This is a genomic window from Pseudomonas sp. GW822-FHT03F08 (assembly GCF_058801265.1).
In genome coordinates this window covers 259,212-283,867 of sequence record NZ_JBXANC010000003.1, presented here as the reverse complement: position 1 = coordinate 283,867, position 24,656 = coordinate 259,212, and the positions used below count along the sequence as shown (strand labels likewise).

The window sequence follows — 24,656 nt, the reverse complement described above, 5'->3', positions numbered from 1 at the left end:
CCTCCTTTCGCTAAGGTCGAATTACTCGGGAATCACCGCAACCACATCAATCTCCATCAGCCACTGCGGCTGGCCCAGCGCCGACACCACCAGCCCGGTGGAGATCGGGAAAACACCCTTCAGCCATTTGCCGACTTCCTGATACACCGGCTCGCGGTAGCGCGGGTCGATCAGGTAAGTGGTGGTCTTGACGATATGGCTCAGGTCGCTGCCGGCCTCTTCCAGCAGTTGCTTGACGTTGCGCATCGCCTGTTCGGTCTGCGCGCGCGGGTCGCCGAGGCCGATCAACTCGCCATCAAAATTGGTGCCGACCTGACCACGGACATACACGGTATTGCCGGCGCGCACGGCCTGGCACAGGTCGTTGTCCAGCGTCTGGTTCGGGTAAGTGTCCTTGGTGTTGAACATGCGAATGCGGGTGTGGGTTGGCTGACTCATGTGAAACTCCTGACGAATTCGGGCCCGGCGCGATGGGCGCCGGAGCGGTAATGGGGGATCAAGCGTCGACGGTGTCGACAGCGTTGCTATGCAGCACGGCTTCGCGTTGTTCGGCATCGCGATAGGCCAGGTATTTGCGCTGGGTGGCGATGTGATCGGCCACGTGCTTGGCGTCGTGCCACACGCCCCAGATGAACGACGAACCGCGTCGTGACTGCCATGGCAGCCCAAGGAAATACACACCCGATTCGCTGGACACACCGCGCTGATGTTGCGGCTTGCCGTTGTCGTCGAACGCCGCGACTTTCAGCCAGGAATAGTCCACGGCAAACCCGGTGGCCCAGATGATCGACGTGATGCCGGCGGCGGCGAGATCGAGATCGGCCAGCGGGTTCTTCACGCATTCAGGGTCTGGGTACGTCTCACGGGCCTCCGGTTCCAGCGGCAGATCGAGGCCGTTGCGTTCGATGTAGGCGTCGGCGGCATCCAGCAGCGCAAGGTAGTTCTCGTCGCCACGCTTGAGGTTGTCGCGCAGGTCCTGTTTGAAGGTCACCACGCCGTCGTTGAACGATTCGGTGACGCCGACCAGGGTCATACCGCGATGGGCCAGGCCACGGAAGTCGATGGTGCGGCCACCGTGGGCGCCGCTGACTGCGATGGTCACGTGCTCGCGGCCAGGTTTCATGGCGGCCTGATCCCACTCGCCGAGTACGCCGAGCCACCAGCAAAAATCGCGGTTGCGATAAGCGCGAGGAGGGCGGTCATGGGCGCCGACCGAGAGGAACACCTGCTTGCCCGAACGCTGCAATTCATCGGCGATCTGCACGCCCGACGAACCGGCACCGACCACCAGCACCGCACCGGCCGGCAGTTGTTGCGGGTTGCGATAGTCGGCCGAGTGAATCTGCAGCAGACGCTCATCCTTCGGCGCAATGGCCGGGATCACCGGACGCTGGAACGGGCCGGTGGCGGCGACGACGCGGGCCGCTTCGATCACACCCTCGGAAGTCTCGACGGTGAAGCCCGGGCGACCGACATTGCGCACCACGCTCTTCACATCGACGCCGGTGCGGATCGGCGCGTTGAATTTCTTCGCATAGGCCTCGAAGTAGTCGGCGACGCGTTCTTTGTGGGCGAAACCATCCGGATCGACGTCGTCGAATTCCATCCCTGGAAACCGGTCGTGCCACGCCGGACCGTTGGCCACCAGCGAGTCCCAGCGCCCGGTGCGCCAGCGTTCGGCAACCCGATTGCGCTCCAGCACCAGGTGCGGCACACCGAGTTTGCTCAGGTGTTCACTCATGGCCACACCCGCTTGACCGGCGCCGACAACAAGCGTGTCTGTTTTTATTATTTCAGTGGTCATCTCTGATCCCTTCTCACGAGGCCGTTGGATTCAGGCCGCTGTCGACCTGTTCTCTGTGCTTGGGATCAGACTAGGGAGGGGGTGGATATCGGTAAAATATTATTAAGCTGGGATGTGAAGATAAAAACGTGATGCAGAGGCCTGAAGCGCCCGTAAATGCTGGGCCTCGCCACGGCACCGGAATCCGGGACAACGAAAAAAAGGGCCGCCGACAGGGTAGTCGACGGCCCTTTGCAAGGCTTCAGTTGACTGCGGACTCAGCGGTCGAGAAACGCCAGCAGGTCTTCATTCAATTGCTGCGCATGGGTGACCGCAAAGCCGTGTGGCGCGCCTGCGTAGACTTTCAGCTCAGCGCCCTTGATCTGTGCAGCGGCCCGTTTGCCGGTGGTTTCGAATGGCACGATCTGATCACCGTCGCCGTGAATCACCAGCGTCGGCACATCGATTTTCGCCATGTCCGGGCGGAAGTCGGTTTCCGAGAACGCCGTGACGCAATCCACGGTGCCTTTGAGCGAGGCGAGCAGGGCGATGTTCAGGGTTTGCGTCAGCACGCCCTCGGAGACTTTCTGGCCCTGGTTCGTGCCGTAGAACGGGGCGTTGAAGTCAGCAATGAACTGCGCGCGGTCCTTCAGCAGGCCGGCCTTGATCCCGTCGAACACCGACGTGTCGACACCTTCGGCGAAGTCCGGTTTCTTGCCGAACAGCGGCGTCACCGCGCCCAGCAGCACCAGCCCGGCGACGCGCTCGCTGCCGTGGCGCGCAATGTAGCGGCTGACATCGCCGCCGCCCATGGAAAAACCGACCAGGGTCACGTCACGCAAGTCGAGGTGTTCGATCAACTGCGCGATGTCGTCGGCGAAGGTGTCGTAGTCATAGCCGGTCCATGGCTGCTCGGAACGACCGAAACCACGACGGTCGAACGCGATGGTGCGGTAGCCGCGGCTGCTCAGGTATTCCATCTGGTATTCCCACATGTCGGCGTCCAGCGGCCAACCGTGGCTGAACAGCACGGGCTTGCCGCTGCCCCAGTCCTTGAAATAGATTTCGGTGCCGTCTTGAGTCGTGAACGTGCTCATGGAAACTCCTTGGGTGTGGGCCTGCGTGGATGCCGTGATGGCAGCGTTCACTATCGCGGCAAAGTGCATCGGCCACTTGTACGCAGGTGCTAAGTTCGAGGCGCACGGCGTTATCGGTTTTGCAGCGCGGGTTGTAAGATGCAACCGCATTGAACCTGCCGATTTGCTGGAGACACCCGAAATGAAGCGCAAAAGCCTTGCCGGTAATGCCTGCCCGATCGCCCGGACACTGGACCTGATCGGCGACTGGTGGTCGTTGCTGATCATCCGCGATGCGCTGGAAGGCATTTGTCGTTTCGGCGATTTCGAGAAGAGCCTGGAGATTGCCAAGAACATGTTGAGTGTCCGGCTCAAAGGGCTGGTGGAGCGCGACATCCTGCGCTTGGTGCCGGCGTCCGATGGCAGCGCCTACAAGGAGTACGTGCTGACGGAAAAGGGTCGTGCGCTGCAAACCGTGATCGTTGCGCTGTCGCAGTGGGGCGGGGAACACCTGTACGCGCCTGGCGAACCGGGGTCGGTGATGGTCGATGCGCAGAAAGGGCAGCCGATCCGCAAGCTTGAGTTGCTGTCAGCCGATGGTCGGGTGCTGTCGCCGGAGGATGTGGCGACGAAACTGGCAGTTGAGCACTGAGGTGAAGTGAGTGGGGTCTGTCGGACGTTTCGTTTTTCGGAACGTTCTCTGATGCGGCGACCGGTTTTCCTTGGTTGATCTGCGAAACATCCTGCATCTCTGTCGGAGTCGGACGATTTCACAGATACCGTTCGTCGGCAACAATGGTTCGGTGAGTCCATAAATTGACGTCAGAATAGTGGCTCATTAACATCGCGCCACTATTTTGATATCAATTCCGTCTCGAGGGATCGAACATGTACTCACCCGCCCTTGGGGCGAGGTTGTGCCTGGCTTTGCTGTGCCTGTCTCCGCTTAACGCTGTACTCGCTGCACCCACCCCTGGTGAAACCGACCTGATCCGCGAACGCCAGGATCGCCTGCTCGACGAGCAGCGCCGTCGCCTCGAAGAACTCAAGGACCTGCCGGGCAAGGATGCCAAGCCAGTTCAACCGGCGGCGCCGACCGACACTCGCTGCTTCCCGATCAAAGACATCGAACTCAAAGGCGCCGACAGCCTGTCAGAGAGCGACAAGACGCGCCTGCTCAAGCCGTACATCGGCCAGTGCCTGGGTGTGCCACAGCTCAATGAGCTGCTCAAAGTCATCACCGAGCATTACATCGAGAAGGGGCTGGTTACCAGTCGCGCCTACTTGCCGCAGCAGGATTTGTCCGCCGGGCACCTGAAAGTGCTGGTGGTCGAGGGCAAGCTCGAAAGCCTGAAAGGTGCCGAGAACAGCAAGCTGTCGGAACGTGAACTGGCCATGGCTTTTCCCGGCAAGGCCGGCGAACTGATCAACCTGCGCGAGATCGAGCAGATGGTCGATCAGCTCAATCGTCTGCCGTCCAATCAGGCCAAGATGGAGCTCTCGCCGGGCAAGAATGTCGGTGGCAGTGACGTGCTGGTCAATAACACTGCGCAAAAGCCTTGGCGTGCCGGGCTGTCGCGCAGCAACAGCGGCCAGCGCAGTACCGGTGAGCAACAGTGGGGGACTACTTTCGACTGGGACAGCCCGCTGGGCCTGGCCGATCAGTTGAGCCTGCGCGGCGGTCACGATGCGATGAGCGATCATCAGCACACCTCCAACAACGCGATGCTCAACTACAACCTGCCGTGGGGCTGGTGGAACTTCAGCTACAGCTACAGCCAGAGCGAGTACCGCTCGCAAATCGCCGCCAACGGTTACAACTTCAAGCAGACCGGCGACAGTGAAAACCATCAGTTTCGCGCTGAGCGGGTGATCCACCGTGACTCGGTCAGCAAGACCTCTCTCAGCACCGGCCTGTCGTACCTGCGCAGCAACAACTTCATCGAAGACAGCAAGCTGCGCCTGAGCAGCAACCGCATCAGCGAAGCGCAGTTCGGCATCAACCACGGGCGGCGGATCGGCAGCGCGTTCGTCAACATCGACGCCGGGATGCAGCAAGGCATCGGTGCGTTCGATGCCCAGGGCAGCCACGACCCGGGCCCCGGCGAACCGGACGCGCGCTACCGCAAATACACCGCGACCCTGAGCTACCTGCAGCCGTTCAAGCTGTGGGGCGAATCGCTCAGTTTCAGCAGCCTGATGACCGGCCAGCGCAGCGAAGACGTGCTGTTCAGTTCGCAGCGCACCAGCCTCGGCGGGTTGTCGTCGATCCGTGGCTACAAGGATCAGTCGCTGTCCGGCGACAGCGGTGGCTACTGGCGCAACGATCTGCGTTGGGCGCGCCCGGTGACTGCCGAATGGCTGCGCCCGGTATTCGCCGAATACGGCACCAGCCTGGGCTACGACCAGGGCGTCATTCGCAATGATCGTTACAACGGTGACCAGCACGGGCGCATGTCGAGCAACTCGCTGGAGCTGTTCGCTCGTGGCGAGCACGTCGCGGCCAGCGTGACCTTCGCCCATTCCCTGGAACGACCGGCCGCGCTGACCGAGCGCGAAGCGCCGATCTATTTCCGCCTGGACTTCTTCATTTAATTTCCGCCTGCCCCGAGATACTGATATGGACATTCGCCACCTGACCTTTCTGGCCGGCCAACCTGCTGCGGCCGTAAAAAGCCGCGAACACTTCTGGGGCATGCCCAAACGCGGACTGGCATTCCTGCTGGCCAACGTCATGTTCTGGCAACCGATGTGGGCGCAGGCGGACGGGATTGTGGTGGCCAATCCCGGTACGAGTCTGGGGCAGGCAGGCAACGGCGTGCCGATCGTCAACATCGCCACGCCTGACGGCTCGGGGCTTTCACACAACCAGTTTCACGACTACAACGTCGGGGCACAGGGCGTCATCCTCAACAACGTGGCAGCTCAGACCGGGCAGACGCAACTGGGCGGGATCATCGTCGGCAACCCTCACCTGACCAATCGTGTGGCGGCGCAAACCATCCTTAACGAAGTGGTGGGCGGCAACCCGAGCCAGTTGCGCGGCTATACCGAAGTGGCGGGGCAGTCGGCGCGAGTCATAGTTGCCAACCCTTATGGCATCAGTTGCAACGGTTGCGGTTTCATCAACACCCCACGAGTGACCCTGACTACCGGTAAACCGGTGCTTGATGGTGCGGGTCGTCTGGATCGCTTTCAGGTTGATCAGGGCAGCGTCGCCATCGAAGGTACGGGGCTCAACGCCAGCAACGTCGACCGTTTCGAAATCATCACCCGCAGCGCAAAAATCAATGCCGAAATCCGGGCGCAGAACCTGACCATTGTTGCCGGTCGCAACGACGTCAACGCGCAAACTCTCAATGCCACGGCCCGTGCCGATGACGGCAGCACCAAACCGCAATTGGCCATCGACTCTTCGGCGCTTGGCGGGATGTATGCGGGGGCGATCAAACTGGTGGGCACGGAAGCCGGCGTGGGGGTGAAGCTGGCAGGCAACGTGGCGGCCAGCGGCGGTGATATCCAGATCGACAGCAACGGTCAACTGACCCTGGCGCAGGCCTCGGCCGCGAACATCATCAACATCACGGCGACCAGCCTCGACGCCCAGGGACCGGTTTATGCCGGCACGAACGTCAACGCTCAGACCCAGGGCAACCTGACCAACCGGCAGACTCTCGCAGCACGGGACAATATCAACCTCAATGCCGGCGGGCAGTTGACCAACAACGGCATCATCGAAGCCGGAGTCAACGCGGACAACACTCGCAATGCAGCAGGCAATGTCGCCATCAGCGCGCGCAGCATCGATAACGCCGGCAAAAGCGTGATTGCGAACCGCGATTTGACGGTCGCGGCGGCACAGACCCTGAACAATCAGGGCGGTACCTTGAGCGCGCAAAACACGCGCGTGACCGCAGGCATTCTTGATAACCAGAACAAAGGTCGCGTACTGAGCACGGGGGATCTGAGTCTCAACGCCAGCCAGGTACTCAACACCAACGGTCTGATCAAGAGTTCCGGGCGTCTGGATGCCAGCATCGGTCACCTGAATAACCGCAGCGGCGAACTGTCGAGCCTGCAAAGTGCGACATTGCGCATGGCAACGCTGGACAACGTTGCAGGGCTGGTAAATGCCGGAAAAGCCTTGAGCATTACCGCCACCGGCCAGATCAACAACCAGAGTGGCAAGTTGACCTCCCTCGACAACCTGACGCTCAAGGCTGGCCACATCGTCAACAGCGACAAGGGGCGGATCGCCAGCAATGGTGCGTTGTCGGTCAATGCAGCAAGCCTCGATCAACACGAAGGTGGACAACTCACCAGCGATACGTCGCTGGCGCTTGATCTCAACAACGGCGTCTTGAACAACCAGAAGGGTCTGATCAATGCACCGCTGCTGGTTCTGAAAAACCTGCAACAGGTCGACAACCGTGGCGGTGAAATCTCCAGCGCCCAGGCGTTTACGTTTGCTGCCGACAGCCTGGACAACAGCGATGGCAAACTGCTGAGCAATCAAACCCTGACCCTGCGCGTGCAGCAGGCATTGACCAATATCAAGGGGCTTATCGCTGCAGCCAGCATCGACGCCCGCGCGGGTAGCCTGAACAACAATGGCGCTACCTTCACCAGTCGTGCCGGCCTGGATCTGCGCGTTGACGGTCAGCTCGACAATCAGGACAAGGGGCTGATCAGCGCCACACAAACTCTCGCCATCAGCGCTGCCAACATCAACAACCAGAATGGCGGCTCGCTGCTCGGGAGTGCCATCGCCATCGATTTCAGCGGTGCGATGGGCGACCTCAACAACAGCAAAGGTCTGATTACGACCAAAGGCCGGTTGAGCATCAATCGTCTGCGGGACCTGAACAACCAGGGCGGCGAACTCTCCAGCGACCTGAGCTATACGCTTGCCGCACGCAATCTGGACAATAGTGATGGCAAGCTTTTCAGTCGTCAGCGACTGGATCTGAGCGCTGACAACACGCGCAATCTGAATGGTCTGATTTCCGGCTGGCAAAACCTGAGCCTGCTCGGTGGCAGTCTCGACAATCGCAATCACGGTACGTTGTCCAGTCGTGATGGCGATCTATTGGTCGATCTCACTGGCGATATCCGCAACAGCAACACCGGTGCACTGGCCAGCAAAGGCATCTTGAAGATCACCGCGGCCAACATCGATAACTCGGACAAAGGCGCGCTCTCGAGCGAGGGCGCGCAGTCTCTGACCGTCACCGGCACATTGAACAACGGGCAGGGTGGCCAGATCGACAGCGGCGCGGTTCTGGATATCAGCGCCAAACGTCTCGACAACACCCATGCGACCATCAACGCCAAGCAGGACATCCGTTTCACCGGCACAGACCTGGATAACACAGAAGGGGTTCTAGCCAGTGAAGCGGCTGTCAATCTCGACTTGCTGGGCGCTCTGACAAATATCAAAGGTCAATTGGCCGGCGCTGGTCCATTAGTGATCACACGTGCCGCGCAAATCAATAACCAGGGCGGCAAACTGGTCAGCCAGAAACTGCTCAGCCTGTTGACCGGCGACCTCGACAATCGCAATGGCGGCACCGTAGCTGCCAACGACAACCTGGTGCTCACCGCGCGCGGTGCTGTGCAAAACAGTGGTGGTCTGATTTACAGCGATGCCGCTGATCTGCAATTGACCGCTGCCAGCCTCGACAACGCCAAGGGCACCCTGCAAAGCGAAGGCTTACTCACCGCCAAGGTCGATGGCGCCATCGATAACCAGAGCGGTCGCTTCGTAGCCAAATCCGGCGATCTCGACGTCACCGCTGCCAGCCTCGACAGCCGGGGCGGTGTGCTGTCCAGCCTCAAAAGCGCCTTCACTGCGCAGGTCGGCGGCTTGTTGCGCAACGGACAGGGTGGGGTGATCCAGGCTCAGCGACTGACGCTCAAGGCCTTGGCCGGTCTCGACAACGAGGCTGGACGGATCGCTGCACAGAGCGGTGACGCGACTATCGATCTGGGCAACAACGGTAATTTCAATAACCGCAACGGCGTACTGGTTGCCAAGCAACGCGCCAGCGTCACCGGTAGGGATTTTGACAACAGCGGCAGTACCGGCGGCCAGGTGGCTGGACAACAAATCGATTTCAGCTTGAGCGGTGCCCTGAACAACCGCACAGGTATCATCGAAAGCGCCAGCACGCTGAGCGTGGGTGCTGCCAGTATCGATAACCAGACGGGCCAGCTGCGTGCACTCGGCAGCACCGGGAAAACCGCGTTCACCCTCGGCGGTCTGTTCGATAACCGCAACGGTACCGTAGAAAGCGCCAACAATGACCTCAGCCTCGGCGCGGGTGGATTGCTGAACGGTGGCGGTAACGTGTTGCATGTCGGTACCGGAATCTTCGACATTGCCACCGGACAGCTCGGCAGTGCTGGCGGCAGCTTCGTAACCCGCGGCGGACTGACACTGACAGCCGATGGCTGGACCAACAGCAGTCTGATCCAGGCCGATCGTCTGACGGTCAACATCAACAACCTCAACCAGACGGCGAGCGGGCAGTTGCTGGCGGTCAGCAAACTGACCGGGAGCGGTGGCAGCTGGAATAACGATGGGTTGATTGCCAGTGACGGCGCGCTGGACCTGACCTTGTGGGGCAATTATTCCGGGAGTGGTCGCACCAGCAGTCTGGGTGACTTGGCGCTCAAGGCCAATCAGCTGGATCTCAACGCCGGGACCAGCATTGCCGGTGGCGGCAACACCACCATCAATATCAATGGCGTGTTGAACAACCAAGGGCGTCTGACATCCAGCGGTGATCTGACCCTGGGCGCCGCCAACATCAATAACTACGGCACCATCGGTTCCGGCAAAGAGCTCACCCTGACCACCAGTGCCCTCCTGAACAGCGGGGGCCTGATCACCAGTGGCGGCGACATGCGTCTGCTGTTGGCCAGTTTCACCAACGCCTACGGTAATGTGTATGGCTTGAACAATGTGCATATCGGCCGTGATCGCGACAGTGGCAAGGCTGACTTGCTGGACAATCGTTCCGGCGAGATCTACGGCGCGCGAGACCTGACCATCAATGCCCTGACCGTGAATAACGTCAGGGACATTCTCGAATACACAGCGCATGAAAAAAACTCGGTGGTCATCACCCAGCTCGATTGCAATCTGATCCCGATTGCCGGGTGTGATTTTCGCAGTGGCGGTCGACGCAACGGGCATTGGGAGATTGCCGAGACCGATCGCCTGAAAGTCAGCAACAGCAGCGCGGCCGCGAGCCTGACCAGCGGTGGCAACATGTCGCTCAACGTCCAGGCTCTGAACAACAGCAGCAGTACCATTGCCGCCACCGGCAACATTTCGGTCAATGCCGGCACTATCACCAACAAGGGCGTGCAAGAGCAGGAGATCATCACCAAGCGTACCTACTGGAACTACGTTGACCAGATCTACGCCACCGAGCCCGCAGCCAAAGCATTCAACGAAAAGAACGGAGACACGCCGTCGCCTACTGTTGAGGCGGATCTGAGTCGCTTCATAAGCATGCTTGGCGGTGGCAAGCTCACCGAAAGCATCGTTACCGTCCCCGGATCCGGCAGTTCCTATGACGCTGTGATCCAGGCTGGTGGCAACATCACATTGAATGCGGCCCAGACCATCGACAACAGTGTGGTGCGTCCTTATTACAGCTACGTCGCGGCAGGCAAAACCAACACCGATACGGGCGCTGGCAGCGGCTACTCCACGGTGGTCAAGATCAACCCGCAACTGCCGCCGGATCTCGCCCAGCAGCAGGTCAGCTCGATCGACCTGCCAGGTTTCAGCTTGCCGACAGGCCAGAACGGCCTGTTCCGTCTGAGCACGGAAGGCAGCAGCAATCCGACCGCCACTGGCCCGCAGAGCTGGACGTTGAGCGGCGGCAAGGTCACCGCCGATCCATCGCCGACCCCGGTGACCATCAACCGGGTGCAAGGCCTGCCGAGCAACGCCGGCAAGTCTCAGCCGCACAAATACCTGATCGAAACCAACCCAGTGCTCACTGACCTCAAGCAGTTCATGAGCTCGGATTATCTGCTGAAGGGACTGGGCTACAGCGCAGACCAGAGTGCCAAGCGTCTGGGCGACGGCCTCTTTGAACAGAAACTGATTCAGCAAGCCGTGGTGGCCCGGACGGGGCAGCGTTTCATCGATGGGCAGAATTCCGATGAGGCGGTCTACAAGTACCTGATGGACAACGCCATCGCCAGCAAGAACACCTTGAACCTTAGCGTGGGCGTTACCCTCAGTGCACAGCAGGTCGCTGCGCTGACCCACGACATCGTCTGGCTCGAAGAGCGTGTAGTAAACGGCGAAAAAGTCCTGGTGCCGGTGCTGTACCTGGCCAACGCCAACAACCGCCTCGCGGCCAATGGTGCGTTGATCCAAGGCAACGATGTCACGTTGATCGCCGGTGAGAACCTGGAGAACTCCGGTACGTTGCGCGCGAGCCAGAACCTCGATGCAACCGCCAAAAAAGACCTGGTGAGCAGTGGTCTGGTCGAGGCCGGAAATGTCCTGAAGTTGACGGCCACCAATAATCTGACCAACAAGGCCGGGGGCATTATTGCCGGGCGCGACGTCACTCTGACCGCCGAACATGGCGATGTGATCAACGAGCGCACGGTTACCACCCACAAGAGCACTGACGGTCGCCTGAGCGAAGAAACCGACTTCGTCGACAACGCCTCGCGCATCGAAGCGGCGAATGCACTGGTGATCAGCGCAGGTCGTGACATCAACAACAGCGGCAGCGTATTGAAGAGTGGTGGCGATACCACGCTGACGGCCAGCCGCGATGTACACATCGACTCGACCGAACAGACCACTGACCGCAGCAATACCAACTATCAGTATTCGACGGTCAAGCAGCATGGCTCGGACGTCAACGTCGGCGGCACACTCAAGGTTACGGCCCAGCGTGACGTCAGCGTGGTGGCGAGTAATGTCGAGGCCAAAGGCAACGTTGACATCAATGCCAAAGGTGACCTGACGATCAGCTCAGCGGCTGACGAGTCCCATGCCACCGGCTGGAACAAGAAGTTCCGTGCGGAGGAGGATCACGTCGCCCAGCAATCGAGCGTGATCAAGGCTGGTGGAAGCCTGACGCTCAATGCCGACAAGGATCTCAACCTGATCGCCAGCCATGTCAAGTCGGGTGGCGAGGCCTTTGTCTATGCCGGCGACGACCTGAACCTGCTGACCGCTGATAACCTTGATCATTCGTTCTATACCAAGACGAAGAAGGGCGACTTCGGCAAGAAAAAATCCGTGATGACCGAGAGCGAACGCATTACATCGGTCAGCTCGAGTATCGAGTCGGGAAGCAAGCTGGTGATGTCTGCAGGTCAAGACATCAATGCACAAGGGGCAAAAGTCAAAGCCGATGGATCGTTGCTGGCCACTGCCGGCCATGACATCAATCTCGACGCAGCCGAGGACTATGCCAGCCAGGCCAGTGCCTCTTCGAAGAAGAACTGGAAATCCAGCAAATCCAATAGTGCCGAGGCCACTCAAACCCGCTTGAACAGCACCGAGTGGGTTGCCAAGAGCATGGAGCTCAAAGCCGACAACGACATTACGTTGAAGGCGGCCTCGTTGCGTGCAACGGATGAGATCAAGCTGACCGCCGCCAATGACGTGTTCATCGGCGCCGCCCAGGAAACACAAACCTCCAGCCAGTCGCAGAGCTCCAGCAAGACGGGGGCGACGATTACCGGGCTGCTGTCCAACACGCAGAAGTCGCAACAGGGTCAACAGACTTCCACCGAGAGCATCGGCAGCGATATCAGCGCCGGCAGCCTGCAGATCAAGAGCGGTCGGGACACGGTCGTTGAAGGCAGTACGCTGGTGGCCGACAAGAACATCGGTATCAACGCCGGACGCAATCTGGAAGTCATCAGCGCTGAAAACACCACGACCGCCAGTTCCTCTTCAGGCAGCAAGAAGGTGGGCGAGATCGGTTCCTGGTGGCAGGGCGCGACGGGGATCGTCAAGACCAAGGAATCGGATCAGAGCACCACGACTCGCCAGTCGGGCAGTCAGATCGCATCGCTTGGCGGCAACATCCTGCTGACGGCCGGGGATCATTACACCCAGACGGCCAGTCAACTGGTCGCGCCGGTGGGTGACATCGGGATCACGGCCAAGCACGTGGATATCGGCGAGGGCTATGACACGCTGAGTTCCACCAAAACCGCCAGCACCAATCGCACCGCCGTCGGTGGCACGGTGAGCATTCCGCTGGTGGATGCACTGCGTGGCATCCAGCAGATGGGCGAGGCCGCCGGGAAAACCACAGACGGGCGGATGCTTGCACTCGCTGCCGTGAATGCGGCCATGAGTGGCGACCAGGCGGTGGACGCGGCCAAGGCCCTGAAAGAAGACCCTCGGGTCGGAGTGAAGGTCAGCGTCAACCTCAGCAATAGCCAAAGCAAGATGAACAGCAGCCAGAGCGGCAGCAATGTCGTCGGCAGCGGTGTGATTGCGGGTGGCAACATCAACATCGTCGCCAAGGGCGCCGGTGCCGACAGCAACATCAATGTGGTCGGTAGTCGCATTGAAGGCGGTGGCGATGTTTCGCTGAACGCCGATGGCGCGATCAATCTTTTGTCCGCACAGAACACTGCTCATCAGGAAAGCACCAACAGCAACAGCGGCTGGAGCGCCGGTATCGGTTTCGGCTTCGGCGAGCAAAACGGTATTACCTTTGAACTGGCCGCCAACAAGGGCCGTGGCAGCAGCGACGGTGACGACGTCACGCACACCAACACCTCGGTCAAATCCGGCGGCACGCTGAACCTGAAAAGTGGTGGCGACACCAACATCAAGGGTGCTACCGCCAGCGGTGAAACGGTCAAGGTCAACGTGGGCGGCGATCTCAATATCGAGAGCCTGCAAGACACCAGTACCTACACCTCCAAGCAGTCAAGCGCCAACGTCGGCCTGAGTGTCTGCGTGCCTCCGTTCTGCGTCGGCAACAGCAGCGTCAGCGGCGGCATCTCCCAGCAGCACATGCACAGTGAATACGCCAGCGTCTCCGAGCAGTCGGGCATCAAGGCGGGCAATGGTGGTTTCCAGGTCGAGGTCAAGGGCAACACTGACCTCGTCGGGGCGATCATTGCCAGTACCGACAAAGCGGTGGCTGACGGCAAAAACACATTAAGCACCGGCACGCTGACCACGTCGGACGTCAAGAACAAGGCTGAGTACGATGCCAGCAGCATTAACCTGAGTGGCGGATATGGCAGCGACATGGGGCGTGACGCCAATGGCAATGCCAGCGCGACGGCCAACAGAGGCGGGCCAGTCGTCGCGAGCAAGGATGGCGTCAGCGCAACGACTCCTATTGCTCTGTTTGCCAGCGGAAACTCCAGCAGCACCACTTACAGTGGTATCAGCGGCGCTGCCGTCACCATCACTAACAGCACAAAGCAACAGGAGCTGACCGGGCAAACGGCCGAACAGGCCATCGCTGCGATCAACACCGATGTTTCCAGCGAGCGTGACGGCAGCAACAAGCTAAAGCCGATTTTCGATGCCAAGGAAATTGGTGTTGATTTCGAGATTGTCGGCAAATTCGTGCAGAACGTTTCGCAGTTCATCGAGAGCCGCGCGCGTGAAATTGATGACAAGAAGAAACAGGCTGAAGTCGAGTATGCGCTTTCCAAAAGCGAAACCGATCCAGCCAAGAAGCTGGAACATCACGAGAAATACCTGGTGCTCCAGAAGCAGGTACAAGAAATCGGCGACAACTGGGGCGCTGGTGGTACCTACCGACAGATTGCAACAGCTCTGGTCGCCGGGATCAGCGGTGGCGTCACCGGTAGCAGCTCGCAATTCGCACAAAACATGGTGGTCAACTACGTCCAGCAGCAGGGTTCGTCGTACATCGGCGACCTGGTGAAAAAAGGTCTGAAAGAGGGCAGTCCGGAACACGCCGCCTTGCATGCGATTCTCGGTTGCGCAGGCGCTGCCGCCAGCAATCAAAGCTGTTCGGCGGGTGCCTTGGGTGGTTCGGCGTCCAGTGTGCTGGCCGGCCTGTTTGCAGACTCCGACCCGAATGAAACCGCAATAGAACGTGAAGCCAAACGCAACATCATCACCAGTCTGGTGACCGGTATTGCGGCCATGAGCAATCCAAATGGCGCGGCGACCGCGAATAATGCAGCGACAGCCAACATCGACAACAACTGGCTGGCAACGCAGCAGTATGTCCAGGCCAAAAAGGAAATCGATGCAGAGCCCAACTTGGCCCTTAAGCTGGCGATCATCGCGAAGTGGGGACTCATTTCAGCACGACAGGATCTGCTGACAGCTTCCGGAGTCATGAAAGGCTTCACGGACGGCATGGCAGGCGCTGGACTGGGCGCTCTGGACAGTGCAGTGAATCTGCTGCGTGATCCGGTGGAAAGCTTCCACGCCATGAACGAGTTCCTCGCTTCTGATGAGGCGGTGAACATCCTTGGTAAAAGCGTCGCTGATGCCTTCAAATCGCAACTTTCGCAAATCCTTGAAGCAGCCACCGTGGGCGGCGACGAGAACGCGGAGAACGTTGGCCGGCAAATGGGTCAGGCCGTAGCGCTTATCGTCCAGCTCATGGCCGGTGGCGGCACCAGCTCCGCGAATGCGTCGCTGCAACTGTCGCGTATGGGTATCGACGTCTCGGTCAAGACCATCAAAGAAGTGGGATCGACGGTCAAGATTGACCATCTCAAGACGCAGATCACGAAGTTTTCGGAGAAGCTGCCGGATACGGATGTGCCGGTGTTGGATCCGCAGAAGCCGGTGGTGCCACCTAAGCCTGATGTCCTACCGAAGCCGGACGTTGAACCTCCGAAAACTGGCACCACGCCGCCGAAAGTGGACAATCCGATTACTCCGGAAAATCCGATCGACTCGGGGAAACTGGTTGTAGTCGACGATGGAATTCCGGCAACATCGTCGATTGCGAGAGAGGAACTCAGGCTCAAGCTTGCAATTGAAGAAGGTATTCCACGAACCTTGGATCAAGTGTGGGGTGCGTCACTGGATGATCTCGCTAAGGCGTATAGGATGGATGGCGCTAAAATAACGCCTAAGCCTCCAAGTTCCAATAGCTCGGGAAATGCTCAAATATTTATCGTTGAGGGGCATTCGTTAATAAAGGAAGTACAATTTAGTCCTGTTAGTTCTGAGTCGATACATAGTGGTCAGTACTATAAGTTTACTTTTGTGGATGGGAGCAAGGTTAAGGTTATTGACCCTGCTACCTATAAGGTTAAATATAAACTCAACTCTGAGGGGGTTTATCAGGCGGATCTTGAAAAAAAGACAGCGTTTTATAATTCATCTGGTCAAAGGTTGGTTTATAAGAACGACATATGGGTCTTGAAATGATTAAAGTGAACTGGTTTGCCCCCGTCGTCCCAGGTGTAGAACTGGCTGGTATTGAGTTGGGGGCAACGCGTGAGGAGTTTGAATCCATGCTCCTTGAGTGTTGTGTAGATCCGAAAGCGAGAGTGTATAAGTTTTCTGATACTCCATTGTTGGTTTTGGATGTTACAGAAAGTTCAGGTAAGACATTTTTTCGGTTTGATATTTTTGATTTGAATCTTACGGGCTGGAATTTGCAGTTTCCAGGTTCAGAGAAAGTGTTATCCGAGACTAGGGCGCTTGTGGTCGGTTTTTTGAATGGTAGGGTTTCCAGTGTCTCCGTATGGATGTTCGATTATTTCGGCTCGCTGGGAGACAAAAGACTAACTTACTCCTATCAGGGGAAAGTGGAGGGTAGGGGGCTTGGTTCGCGAGTTGATTGTGCAGCTACTTGTTTTGAGCTGGTTTATGATGAGGCTGAAGAATGGTTTTACGCTCGTACCGATAGAATAATTTTTGGTGGTGGAGGGGGAGGCAGTCTGGAAGATTCTGAAGATCAATTGATTCATATGATTATGATTTTTTAGAAAGTGATTTGGAGTGGGCGTCGGTTGTTTTGAAATGAAAAGCGGGCTGGGCGGAAATGACACATTTAATTAATTAAATGTGTCTCCTTTTGAGTTTTGGTTTTTTGACTGTTCTAATAATTCGGCGATCTACAGGTAATAAAATTGCCCCTTTTTTTAATCGAATGATTGACGCCAAAATAGTGGCCATCTAATATCGCGCCGATGTTTGATATCACCTCCGTCTCGTTGCGCTCATTAGGGAAGATTCACACGTGAACAAACCTGCACTCGTCACTTTGACCTTGGCGTTCGCGCTTTCAGGTTGCCATTCCAACGTTCGGGATTCTTCTCCCAGTCTGCTGAAGGACGGTGTCCAGCTGCACCAGAATACGGTGGCGGTCGATGCACAGCACGCCAAGGTTGTGATGAAAGCGTCGGGCTCGACGATTCCGGTTGAGTTTTCGATCCGTCGTGCAGACGATCCCGACCGCCGCATGGAAGAACTGGGAACCGTGGTGGATTCGGGGCGAGGCCAGGTGTTCGGCTGGATTGCCAAGCTCAACGAAGTGGGCAACAGCGCGGTAGCCAAACGCTTCCCGCAACTGGAAACCCAGGTCGATGCCGATAAGGGAATTGAAGTGTCGGGCTACGCAAATGGCCCTCGTACCGGGGTTCTCCATACCTGCGGGCCAGTGAGCAATTCGTTTACGCCAGAGCGTGGCAAAGCCTATCTGGTGGAGTTTGAGTTTGTGGGCGGCAGTTGCGAGCAGCACGTCTACGACGTTACTCAGCCCGAGCAGCGCATTCCTGTAAAGAGCTGACCTGCTGAATTCAGAGAGCCCATCAATGCGTGAGGAAGAATTTGCCTGTGAGTGATGTGAGTTATCCGCGTCTGAAGGTTTTCCTGGCTTTTCTTCTTTGCCCGTTGGCGCCGGGTTTTATCGCCGGCTTCTTCAAGACGATTGCGACCGTCGCCCATTTGGCCATGAACCCACGGTTGATGGGGGAGGTCGCAGGGGCGGAATTGATGTTGATGCCATTCCTCGGACCTGTTCTGGCTCAAGTGGTGTTTCTCGTGCCATTTCTGCTGTTTTCATTGGTGATCGCATCGATGAAAGTCAAAAGGACAAGTCGAGCCTGTTCCGTTATAGCGCTGTCGGGCGCGGTGCTGGCCACTTTATGGGTTACTCCGTTTATTGTCGCCGTTGTACGGGATGTAGAGAGTGCGAAGTTTTCCGATGAGATTTTCGGAATGGTCGTACTCTTTGTCACTTCAATGGCGACATGCTGGTTGACTGCCCGTTTCTTCCTGCCTGATCCGACAGAGCTGGAGACTGATATCCGCCAGGGCGGTTAGTGCTTCTTAAAGGAGTCCAAGGAATGAAGGTCAATCAAACAATTTTTGATGAGCTCTGGAACGGTGATAAAAACATTTGCTTCTTTGTTTGCTCAGGCAAGAGCTTTTGGGTCGTAGACGAAAAATACAACTTCACCCTTGATGCGGAAAAAGACTACCGTGCTTACCTGGACGCCGGGAGTATAAGCCGGGAGCAATATGAACTCGCTTGCAAGGCGTTCAGAGGGGGTATCCTTAAAATGACCGCGGATAACTTTCCCAAGCACCTCCACGACTCAAGCGAAAAAATTCTGTCTTCCCACGATCTGCAGGATTTTATCGGGGCAGATGCAGAGGTTTTTCAAAGGGTTGAGCATTACTACCAGACAGGCGAGGGCTTGACGCCTGATGTGTACAAGCGTGCCAATGTTATTAGCTCGCGCTTCCCAAGTTTTTATATCAATTTTGATCGGAAAATATTCATGCACATGGATGATGTGCGTGTTCATGAGGATCTGGTCGAGCCGGGCTGGACTGCAGAGAATGCTGATTTCAGCTTTCTGATTCCGGCGAGTGAGCGGTACTGGGTAGTAGCAGGGAACGATTACTGGAAACTCAGATTTGTATGAAAGGGTCCCTGTCACGCCCTCGCTGATATGTACATTTCTTGCCAAACGCAAAATTGAACGCCAGAAAAAAGAATGGGTTTTGGAAGCGTGGGCACAAAAACGCCCTGGATTATCAGGGCGTTTTTATTGGGCAGATACAATCAGCACAGTCGTTAACGAAACGCCGGCACCACATGCTTGATAAACAGCTCCAGCGACTTTTTCTTCTCCGCGTGCGGCAAGCTGTTATCACACCAGAAGCTGAACTCATCCACCCCCAGTTCCTGGTAGTACTTGATTCGCGGAATGATTTCCTCAGGCGTGCCGATCATCGCCGTCTTGTGCAGGCTCTCCAGTTCAAACTCTGGCCGTCCGGCGAACTTCTCTTCCGGGCTCGGGGCGAGGAATCCGTTGACCGGCACTTCCTTGTTGCCGAACCACGCATCGAAGGTGCGGTAGAAACGTGAAATAGCCTTCGCGCCAACTTTCCAGCCTTCCGGGTCATCCACTGAGTGCACGTGGGTGTGACGCAGCACCATCAATTGCGGACGCGGCACATCAGGGTTGTTGTCCAGCGCCGTCTGGAATTTGTTTTTCAGGTCGAGGACTTCTTCATCGCCCTTCATCAATGGCGTGACCATCACGTTACAACCGTTGGCCACAGCGAAGTTGTGCGAGTCCGGGTCGCGGGCGGCGATCCACATCGGCGGGTTGGGCTTCTGGATCGGTTTCGGCACGCTGGTGGAGGTGGGGAATTTCCAGATGTCGCCGTCGTGGGCGTAGTCGCCTTGCCACAGGGCACGGACCACCGGGACCATTTCCCGTAGAGCCTGGCCGCCACTGGAAGCAGGCATGCCGCCGGCCATACGATCGAACTCCACCTGATAAGCACCACGGGCCAGGCCGACTTCCATCCGGCCGTTGCTGATCACGTCGAGCAACGCGCATTCCCCGGCGACCCGCAGCGGGTGCCAGAACGGCGCGATGATGGTGCCGGCGCCCAGGTGAATCGTGGTGGTTTTGGCAGCGAGGTAGGCCAGCAGCGGCATCGGGCTCGGCGAGATGGTGTATTCCATGGCGTGGTGTTCGCCGATCCACACGGTGCTGAAACCGCCGGCCTCGGCCATCAACGTCAGTTCGGTCAGGTCTTCGAACAGTTGACGGTGGCTGACGCTTTCGTCCCAGCGCTCCATGTGTACGAACAGGGAAAATTTCATGACGCTACCTCGAATCTCTTGTGGTCGGCCGGTCGCTTGCAGGCCTGTTTAAGTGCAATCGTGCGGGTCAGGCAAAGGCGGGCAGAGCGCCCATCTTGCCGTGGCAATACACCAACGGGCCGGCGTCCTGCTGGGGGGCGATGAGGTTTTTCACCGCGCCGACCATGATCGCGTGATCGCCGCCTTCGTATTCGCGCCACAACTCACATTCGATGATAGCTGTCGCGTTGGCCAGAATCGGGTTGCCCAGTTCGCTCAGCGTCCACTCGATGCCCTGCGCCTTGTCCTTGCCTTTGCGGGCGAACGCGTAGGCTTCGCTCTGCTGGCCGCCAGACAGGACGTGAATGGCAAAGCGTTTGTTCTTGATCAGGACGGGGTAGGAATCGGAGCTGTAGTTGGGGCAGAACAGCACCAGGGCCGGGTCCATCGACAGCGAGCTGAAGGCGCTGGCGGTCAGGCCGACGATCTGGCCGTCGTCATCAAGCGTGGTGATGACGGTGACGCCGGACGGGAACGAGCCCATGACTTGTTTGTAGACGGCAGCATCGATCATTGGTCAATCCTCGAGTGCGGTGAAGCGTGTTTTTATGTGTTTGTGGGTCTGATGGTATACCGTAATACATCGATTGCAAGTGCTTTTTTGGTGAAACGATAAACGTGGTTCATCCGTCGGAAAGTCAGCATTTACGGGGCTTTTGTCTAGCTGTAAAGCCTGGCGATCAGGGAGGATGCCGGATCAGATGCTGTCGCAAACAGCGGATCAGTCTTGTGAAAATGTTGGAATACCATAATATGGTCTGCATCAGAGGGGCGGCCATGAAGCGCCCCCGGTTTGGCTTCATACAACGATAAGAACAGACCCAATCGAGTTCATGTATATGTCCCAGATGTCCCGGCAAGATCCGTTGATCGAGAATCACACGGTCGACTACGTTCCACTCGCGGAACGCCACGGGAAGGCCCGCGACCTTTTTACTCTTTGGTTCAGCACCAACATTGCACCACTGCCCATCGTCACCGGCGCCATGGTGGTTCAGGTGTTTCATCTCGACCTGTTCTGGGGGCTGCTGGCGATTGTGTCGGGGCACATGATTGGCGGGGTGGTGATCGCCCTTGCTTCGGCGCAAGGCCCTCGCATGGGCATTCCGCAGATGGTGCAGAGTCGTGGTCAGTTCGGGCGTTACGGTGCACTGCTGATCGTGTTCTTCGCGGCGATCATCTACATCGGTTTTTTCATTTCCAACATCGTGCTGGCCGGTAAGTCCATCGTCGGCATTGCGCCGTCGGTGCCGGCGCCGTTGAGCATCCTGATCGGCGCCCTCAGCGCCACGGCGATCGGCGTGATCGGCTACAACTTCATCCATACGCTCAATCGCATCGGCACCTGGGTGATGGGCAGCGCGCTGCTGGCCGGATTCATCTACATCTTTGCCCATGACTTGCCGGCAGACTTCTTCACCCGCGGCAGCTTCAACCTGTCCGGGTGGCTGGCGACGGTGTCTCTGGGGATCATCTGGCAGATCAGCTTCTCGCCGTACGTTTCTGACTATTCGCGTTACCTGCCGGCGGACATCGGCATCGCCAAGCCATTTATCGCAACTTATCTGGGCGCCACGCTGGGCACGATTCTGTCGTTCACATTCGGCGCGGTGGCAGTGTTGGCGACGCCGGAAGGCACCGAAGCGATGGCGGCGGTCAAGCAGTCCACGGGTTGGCTGGGGCCGATTCTGATGGTGCTGTTCCTGCTCAACATCATCAGCCACAACGCGCTGAATCTGTACGGCGCGGTGTTGTCGATCATCACCTCGATCCAGACCTTTGCCAGCCAATGGACGCCGAGTATCAAAGTGAGAGTGATGTTGTCGAGCGTGGTGCTGGCGGGCTGCTGCGTGGTGGCGTTGGGCGCGTCGGCGGATTTCATTTCCGAGTTCATCGGGCTGATTCTGGCGTTGCTGCTGGTGCTGGTGCCGTGGGCGTCGATCAACTTGATCGATTTCTATCTGATCAAGCGCGGCAGCTATGACATCGCCTCGATCTTCCGCGCCGATGGCGGTATCTACGGGCGCTTCAATCTGCACGCGATCATTGCCTATTTCATCGGCATCATCGTGCAGTTGCCGTTTGCCAATACCTCACTTTATGTCGGCCCTTACGCCAATCTGGTGGACGGCGCAGACCTGTCATGGTTGGTCGGCCTGATCGTGACCTGCCCGTTGTATTACTGTCTGGCGACGCGTGGACAGGCGCAGGAGAGCAGGGCGACGCGGTTGGGCTTTACCGACTGATCCTGTGAACGCTACTCAAACAATGCCCGGCCAATCGCCGGGCATTGTCGTTTCAGTATTCTGGCGGTCACGCAAATTGGCCATATCGATCCCCTTTTGGCCAACCGGCCACTGTGCTCCGACTACGCTGTCGGCAAGAATCGAAGCCATAACTAAACGCTGCACCTTCCTTGCCCTTGGCTGATCTGACAGCCGCTGCCGTGTACAGAACATAAAAACCATCGACTCACGCTGCATTCGGGGAAACACAATATGGTCACGATGAAACGCATTCTGGGCGCCACTGTGTGCGGGCTGACGCTGCTGGCAAGCGCCGTGCAAGCCGAACAGCGCGAACTGCGGGTGTACAACTGGGCGGATTACATTCTGCCAGCGGTGCCCAAGGATTTCGCCGCCAAAAGCAACATCAAAGTGACCTGGGACACCTTCGACACCAACGAATCCCTCGAAGCCAAGTTGCTGACCGGCAACTCCGGTTACGACCTGGTAGTGCCGTCGAACCAGTTCCTCGATACCCAGATCAAGGCCGGCGTGTTCCAGAAACTCGACAAGTCCAAGCTGCCGAACTGGAGTCACCAGGACCCGGCGCTGCTCAAGTTGCTCGACTCCAACGACCCCGGCAATCAGTACGGCGTGCCGTACATGGTCGGCACGGTGCTAATCGGTTTCAACCCGGCCAAGGTCAAGGCTGCACTTGGCGAGAATGCGCCCGTGGACAGTTGGGACCTGGTGTTCAAGCCCGAGAACATGGAAAAACTGAAATCCTGCGGCGTGGCGATGCTTGATTCGCCGTCGGAAATCCTGCCGCTGGCCCTGCATTACCTGGGCCTGGACCCGAACAGCCAGAACCCGGCCGACTATGAGAAAGCCAAGGACCTGATGCTCAAGGTTCGCCCTTACGTCACCTACTTCAACTCGGCCAAGTACATGACCGACATCGCCAACGGCGACATCTGCGTGGCCATCGGTTACTCCGGCAGCTTCTACCAGTTCGGCAACCGTGCCAAAGAGGCGGGTAACGGCGTGGTGGTCGACTGGCGCTTGCCGAAGGAAGGCGCGCCGATCTGGTTCGACACCTTCGCCATTCCGAAGAGCGCCAAAAACGTTGAAGAGGCCCACGAGTTCCTCAACACTTTGCTTGAACCGAAAGTCATCGCCTCGATCAGTGACTTCCTCGGCTATCCGAATGCCAACAAGGATTCGCTGCCGCTGATCAACAAGGAAATCACCGGCAACCCGAACCTGACGCCGACCAGCGAAGCGCTCAAGACGTTGTACGTGGTGCAGCCATTGCCGCAGAAGCTGGAGCGGGTGCGGACGCGGGTCTGGACCAGCATCAAGTCCGATAAGTGAATTCAAAGCCGAGGGAGCGAATCCTGTTCGCTCCCTCGGCTTTTATTTTGCCCGACTTTCCTCGGGCGGCTTGCCCTTCGTCAGGACCAGACTGAGCAACACCGACGCCAGAATCAGTCCGCCGACAATCGCCAGCGACCACTCCACCGGCATGTGAAACCACGGCATCGCCGTCATCTTCCCGCCGATGAACACCAGCACCAGTGCCAGTCCGTATTTGAGCAGATGAAAGCGGTCCGCCATGTCCGCCAGCAGAAAATACAGCGCCCGCAGGCCCATGATCGCGAAGATGTTCGACGTGAAAATGATGAACGGATCGGTCGTCACCGCGAAAATCGCCGGGATGCTGTCGACCGCGAACATCAAGTCGCTGGCCTCGATCAGCACCAGCACCAGAAACATCGGTGTGGCCCAGCGCACGCCGTTCTGCAACACGAAAAAACGTTCGCCGTGAAAGCCATTGGTGATCCGCAGATGCCCGCGTACCCAGCGCAGAAGCGGATTGTTATCGAGGTCCGGTTGCTGCTCGGCAAACACCAGCATCTTGATCCCGGTGATGATCAGGAACACGCCGAACACATACAGCAGCCACGTGAACTGAGAGACCAGCCACACCCCGGCAAAGATCATCGCCGCCCGCATCACGATCGCGCCGAGCACGCCGTACAACAGCACCCGCCGCTGCAACTCCGGCGGCACGGCGAAGTAGCCGAAGATCATCACGAAGACAAACATGTTATCGATCGACAGCGACTGCTCGATCAGATAGCCGGTGAGGAATTCCAGGGTCTTGCGCTGGGCGATTTCGGGCCCGAACTCGCCGTTCAGATACCACCAGAGCAATCCGGCGAAGGCCAGCGCCAGCATGCACCAGGCAATTACCCAGGATGAGGCTTCGCGCACCGAGACCCGATGCGCCTTGCGCCCGCCGAAGACAAACAGGTCAACAGCCAGCATGGCGAGGACAAAAACGATAAAGGCGACCCACATCCAGGGTTCGCCGATATTGATGGGGTGCATGTCGTTCTCCCTGTCTTTGTGTTTTTCGGGGTAGACGGGG

At 58.0% G+C, this 24,656-nt stretch carries 15 protein-coding genes; 9 read left to right on the top strand and 6 right to left on the bottom strand.

Going from position 1 to position 24,656, the window contains the following annotated elements:
* Window positions 1-21: 21 nt before the first annotated feature.
* The 3 genes from AC1RME_RS08310 to AC1RME_RS08300 form a co-directional block, all read right to left on the bottom strand.
* Window positions 22-438: a RidA family protein gene (locus tag AC1RME_RS08310; protein WP_096820094.1), complete on the bottom strand. Its 417-nt coding sequence runs from the start codon at window positions 436-438 to the stop codon at window positions 22-24.
* A 58-nt stretch (window positions 439-496) separates the two neighbouring features.
* Entirely contained in the window at window positions 497-1,804 is a 1,308-nt protein-coding gene (locus AC1RME_RS08305) for a flavin-containing monooxygenase (protein ID WP_096820093.1), read from the bottom strand.
* A 257-nt stretch (window positions 1,805-2,061) separates the two neighbouring features.
* Window positions 2,062-2,880 carry an alpha/beta fold hydrolase gene (locus AC1RME_RS08300; protein WP_096820092.1) on the bottom strand — a complete coding sequence of 273 codons (819 nt, stop codon included), beginning with the start codon at window positions 2,878-2,880 and terminating at the stop codon, window positions 2,062-2,064.
* Between the two features lie 181 nt (window positions 2,881-3,061).
* Between AC1RME_RS08300 and AC1RME_RS08295 the strand changes: the two genes are divergently transcribed.
* The 7 genes from AC1RME_RS08295 (at window position 3,062) to AC1RME_RS08265 (ending at window position 18,762) form a co-directional block, all read left to right on the top strand.
* A complete protein-coding gene (locus tag AC1RME_RS08295) occupies window positions 3,062-3,511 on the top strand; it encodes a winged helix-turn-helix transcriptional regulator (protein ID WP_096820091.1) in 450 nt (149 codons plus the stop codon).
* Between the two features lie 236 nt (window positions 3,512-3,747).
* A complete protein-coding gene (locus tag AC1RME_RS08290; protein ID WP_096820090.1) occupies window positions 3,748-5,454 on the top strand; it encodes a ShlB/FhaC/HecB family hemolysin secretion/activation protein in 1,707 nt (568 codons plus the stop codon).
* Window positions 5,455-5,479: 25 nt separating this feature from the next.
* On the top strand, window positions 5,480-16,252 hold the full coding sequence (locus tag AC1RME_RS08285) for a hemagglutinin repeat-containing protein (protein WP_096820089.1): 10,773 nt from the start codon (window positions 5,480-5,482) through the stop codon (window positions 16,250-16,252).
* On the top strand, window positions 16,237-16,815 hold the full coding sequence (locus AC1RME_RS08280; RefSeq protein ID WP_096820088.1) for a hypothetical protein: 579 nt from the start codon (window positions 16,237-16,239) through the stop codon (window positions 16,813-16,815). The genes AC1RME_RS08285 and AC1RME_RS08280 overlap by 16 nt, the downstream gene beginning before the upstream one ends.
* Window positions 16,816-17,069: 254 nt before the next feature.
* Window positions 17,070-17,618 carry a hypothetical protein gene (locus tag AC1RME_RS08275; protein ID WP_096820087.1) on the top strand — a complete coding sequence of 183 codons (549 nt, stop codon included), beginning with the start codon at window positions 17,070-17,072 and terminating at the stop codon, window positions 17,616-17,618.
* 47 nt (window positions 17,619-17,665) lie between these two features.
* Window positions 17,666-18,154, top strand: a complete 489-nt coding sequence (locus tag AC1RME_RS08270; RefSeq protein ID WP_176504835.1) for a hypothetical protein — start codon at window positions 17,666-17,668, stop codon at window positions 18,152-18,154.
* Window positions 18,155-18,177: 23 nt separating this feature from the next.
* Complete coding sequence (locus AC1RME_RS08265) at window positions 18,178-18,762, top strand: hypothetical protein (protein WP_493090968.1); 585 nt, start codon at window positions 18,178-18,180, stop codon at window positions 18,760-18,762.
* 152 nt (window positions 18,763-18,914) lie between these two features.
* Here the strand turns inward: AC1RME_RS08265 and AC1RME_RS08260 are convergent, their stop codons facing one another.
* Together AC1RME_RS08260 and AC1RME_RS08255 are read right to left on the bottom strand one after the other, a co-directional pair.
* Window positions 18,915-19,958: an LLM class flavin-dependent oxidoreductase gene (locus tag AC1RME_RS08260; protein WP_457382219.1), complete on the bottom strand. Its 1,044-nt coding sequence runs from the start codon at window positions 19,956-19,958 to the stop codon at window positions 18,915-18,917.
* Between the two features lie 67 nt (window positions 19,959-20,025).
* On the bottom strand, window positions 20,026-20,511 hold the full coding sequence (locus tag AC1RME_RS08255; RefSeq protein WP_096820084.1) for a flavin reductase family protein: 486 nt from the start codon (window positions 20,509-20,511) through the stop codon (window positions 20,026-20,028).
* 325 nt (window positions 20,512-20,836) lie between these two features.
* Here AC1RME_RS08255 and AC1RME_RS08250 point away from each other — a divergent pair, with 325 nt between their 5' ends.
* Both AC1RME_RS08250 and AC1RME_RS08245 read left to right on the top strand, forming a co-directional pair.
* Entirely contained in the window at window positions 20,837-22,243 is a 1,407-nt protein-coding gene (locus AC1RME_RS08250) for a purine-cytosine permease family protein (RefSeq protein ID WP_096820083.1), read from the top strand.
* 252 nt (window positions 22,244-22,495) lie between these two features.
* Window positions 22,496-23,596, top strand: a complete 1,101-nt coding sequence (locus AC1RME_RS08245) for a polyamine ABC transporter substrate-binding protein (protein WP_096820082.1) — start codon at window positions 22,496-22,498, stop codon at window positions 23,594-23,596.
* Window positions 23,597-23,638: 42 nt separating this feature from the next.
* On the opposite strand, the gene AC1RME_RS08240 is transcribed toward AC1RME_RS08245, so the two are convergent.
* Window positions 23,639-24,616 carry a TerC family protein gene (locus AC1RME_RS08240; RefSeq protein WP_096820081.1) on the bottom strand — a complete coding sequence of 326 codons (978 nt, stop codon included), beginning with the start codon at window positions 24,614-24,616 and terminating at the stop codon, window positions 23,639-23,641.
* Window positions 24,617-24,656: the final 40 nt, after the last annotated feature.

Coding starts and splice junctions, on each gene's coding strand:
- AC1RME_RS08280 (WP_096820088.1), top strand. CDS start 16,237: ATGGGTCTTGAAATGATTAAAGTGAACTGGTTTGCCCCCGTCGTCCCA.
- AC1RME_RS08310 (WP_096820094.1), bottom strand. CDS start 438: ATGAGTCAGCCAACCCACACCCGCATTCGCATGTTCAACACCAAGGAC.
- AC1RME_RS08285 (WP_096820089.1), top strand. CDS start 5,480: ATGGACATTCGCCACCTGACCTTTCTGGCCGGCCAACCTGCTGCGGCC.
- AC1RME_RS08290 (WP_096820090.1), top strand. CDS start 3,748: ATGTACTCACCCGCCCTTGGGGCGAGGTTGTGCCTGGCTTTGCTGTGC.
- AC1RME_RS08295 (WP_096820091.1), top strand. CDS start 3,062: ATGAAGCGCAAAAGCCTTGCCGGTAATGCCTGCCCGATCGCCCGGACA.
- AC1RME_RS08260 (WP_457382219.1), bottom strand. CDS start 19,958: ATGAAATTTTCCCTGTTCGTACACATGGAGCGCTGGGACGAAAGCGTC.
- AC1RME_RS08255 (WP_096820084.1), bottom strand. CDS start 20,511: ATGATCGATGCTGCCGTCTACAAACAAGTCATGGGCTCGTTCCCGTCC.
- AC1RME_RS08245 (WP_096820082.1), top strand. CDS start 22,496: ATGGTCACGATGAAACGCATTCTGGGCGCCACTGTGTGCGGGCTGACG.
- AC1RME_RS08305 (WP_096820093.1), bottom strand. CDS start 1,804: ATGACCACTGAAATAATAAAAACAGACACGCTTGTTGTCGGCGCCGGT.
- AC1RME_RS08265 (WP_493090968.1), top strand. CDS start 18,178: ATGAAGGTCAATCAAACAATTTTTGATGAGCTCTGGAACGGTGATAAA.
- AC1RME_RS08250 (WP_096820083.1), top strand. CDS start 20,837: ATGTCCCAGATGTCCCGGCAAGATCCGTTGATCGAGAATCACACGGTC.
- AC1RME_RS08300 (WP_096820092.1), bottom strand. CDS start 2,880: ATGAGCACGTTCACGACTCAAGACGGCACCGAAATCTATTTCAAGGAC.
- AC1RME_RS08240 (WP_096820081.1), bottom strand. CDS start 24,616: ATGCACCCCATCAATATCGGCGAACCCTGGATGTGGGTCGCCTTTATC.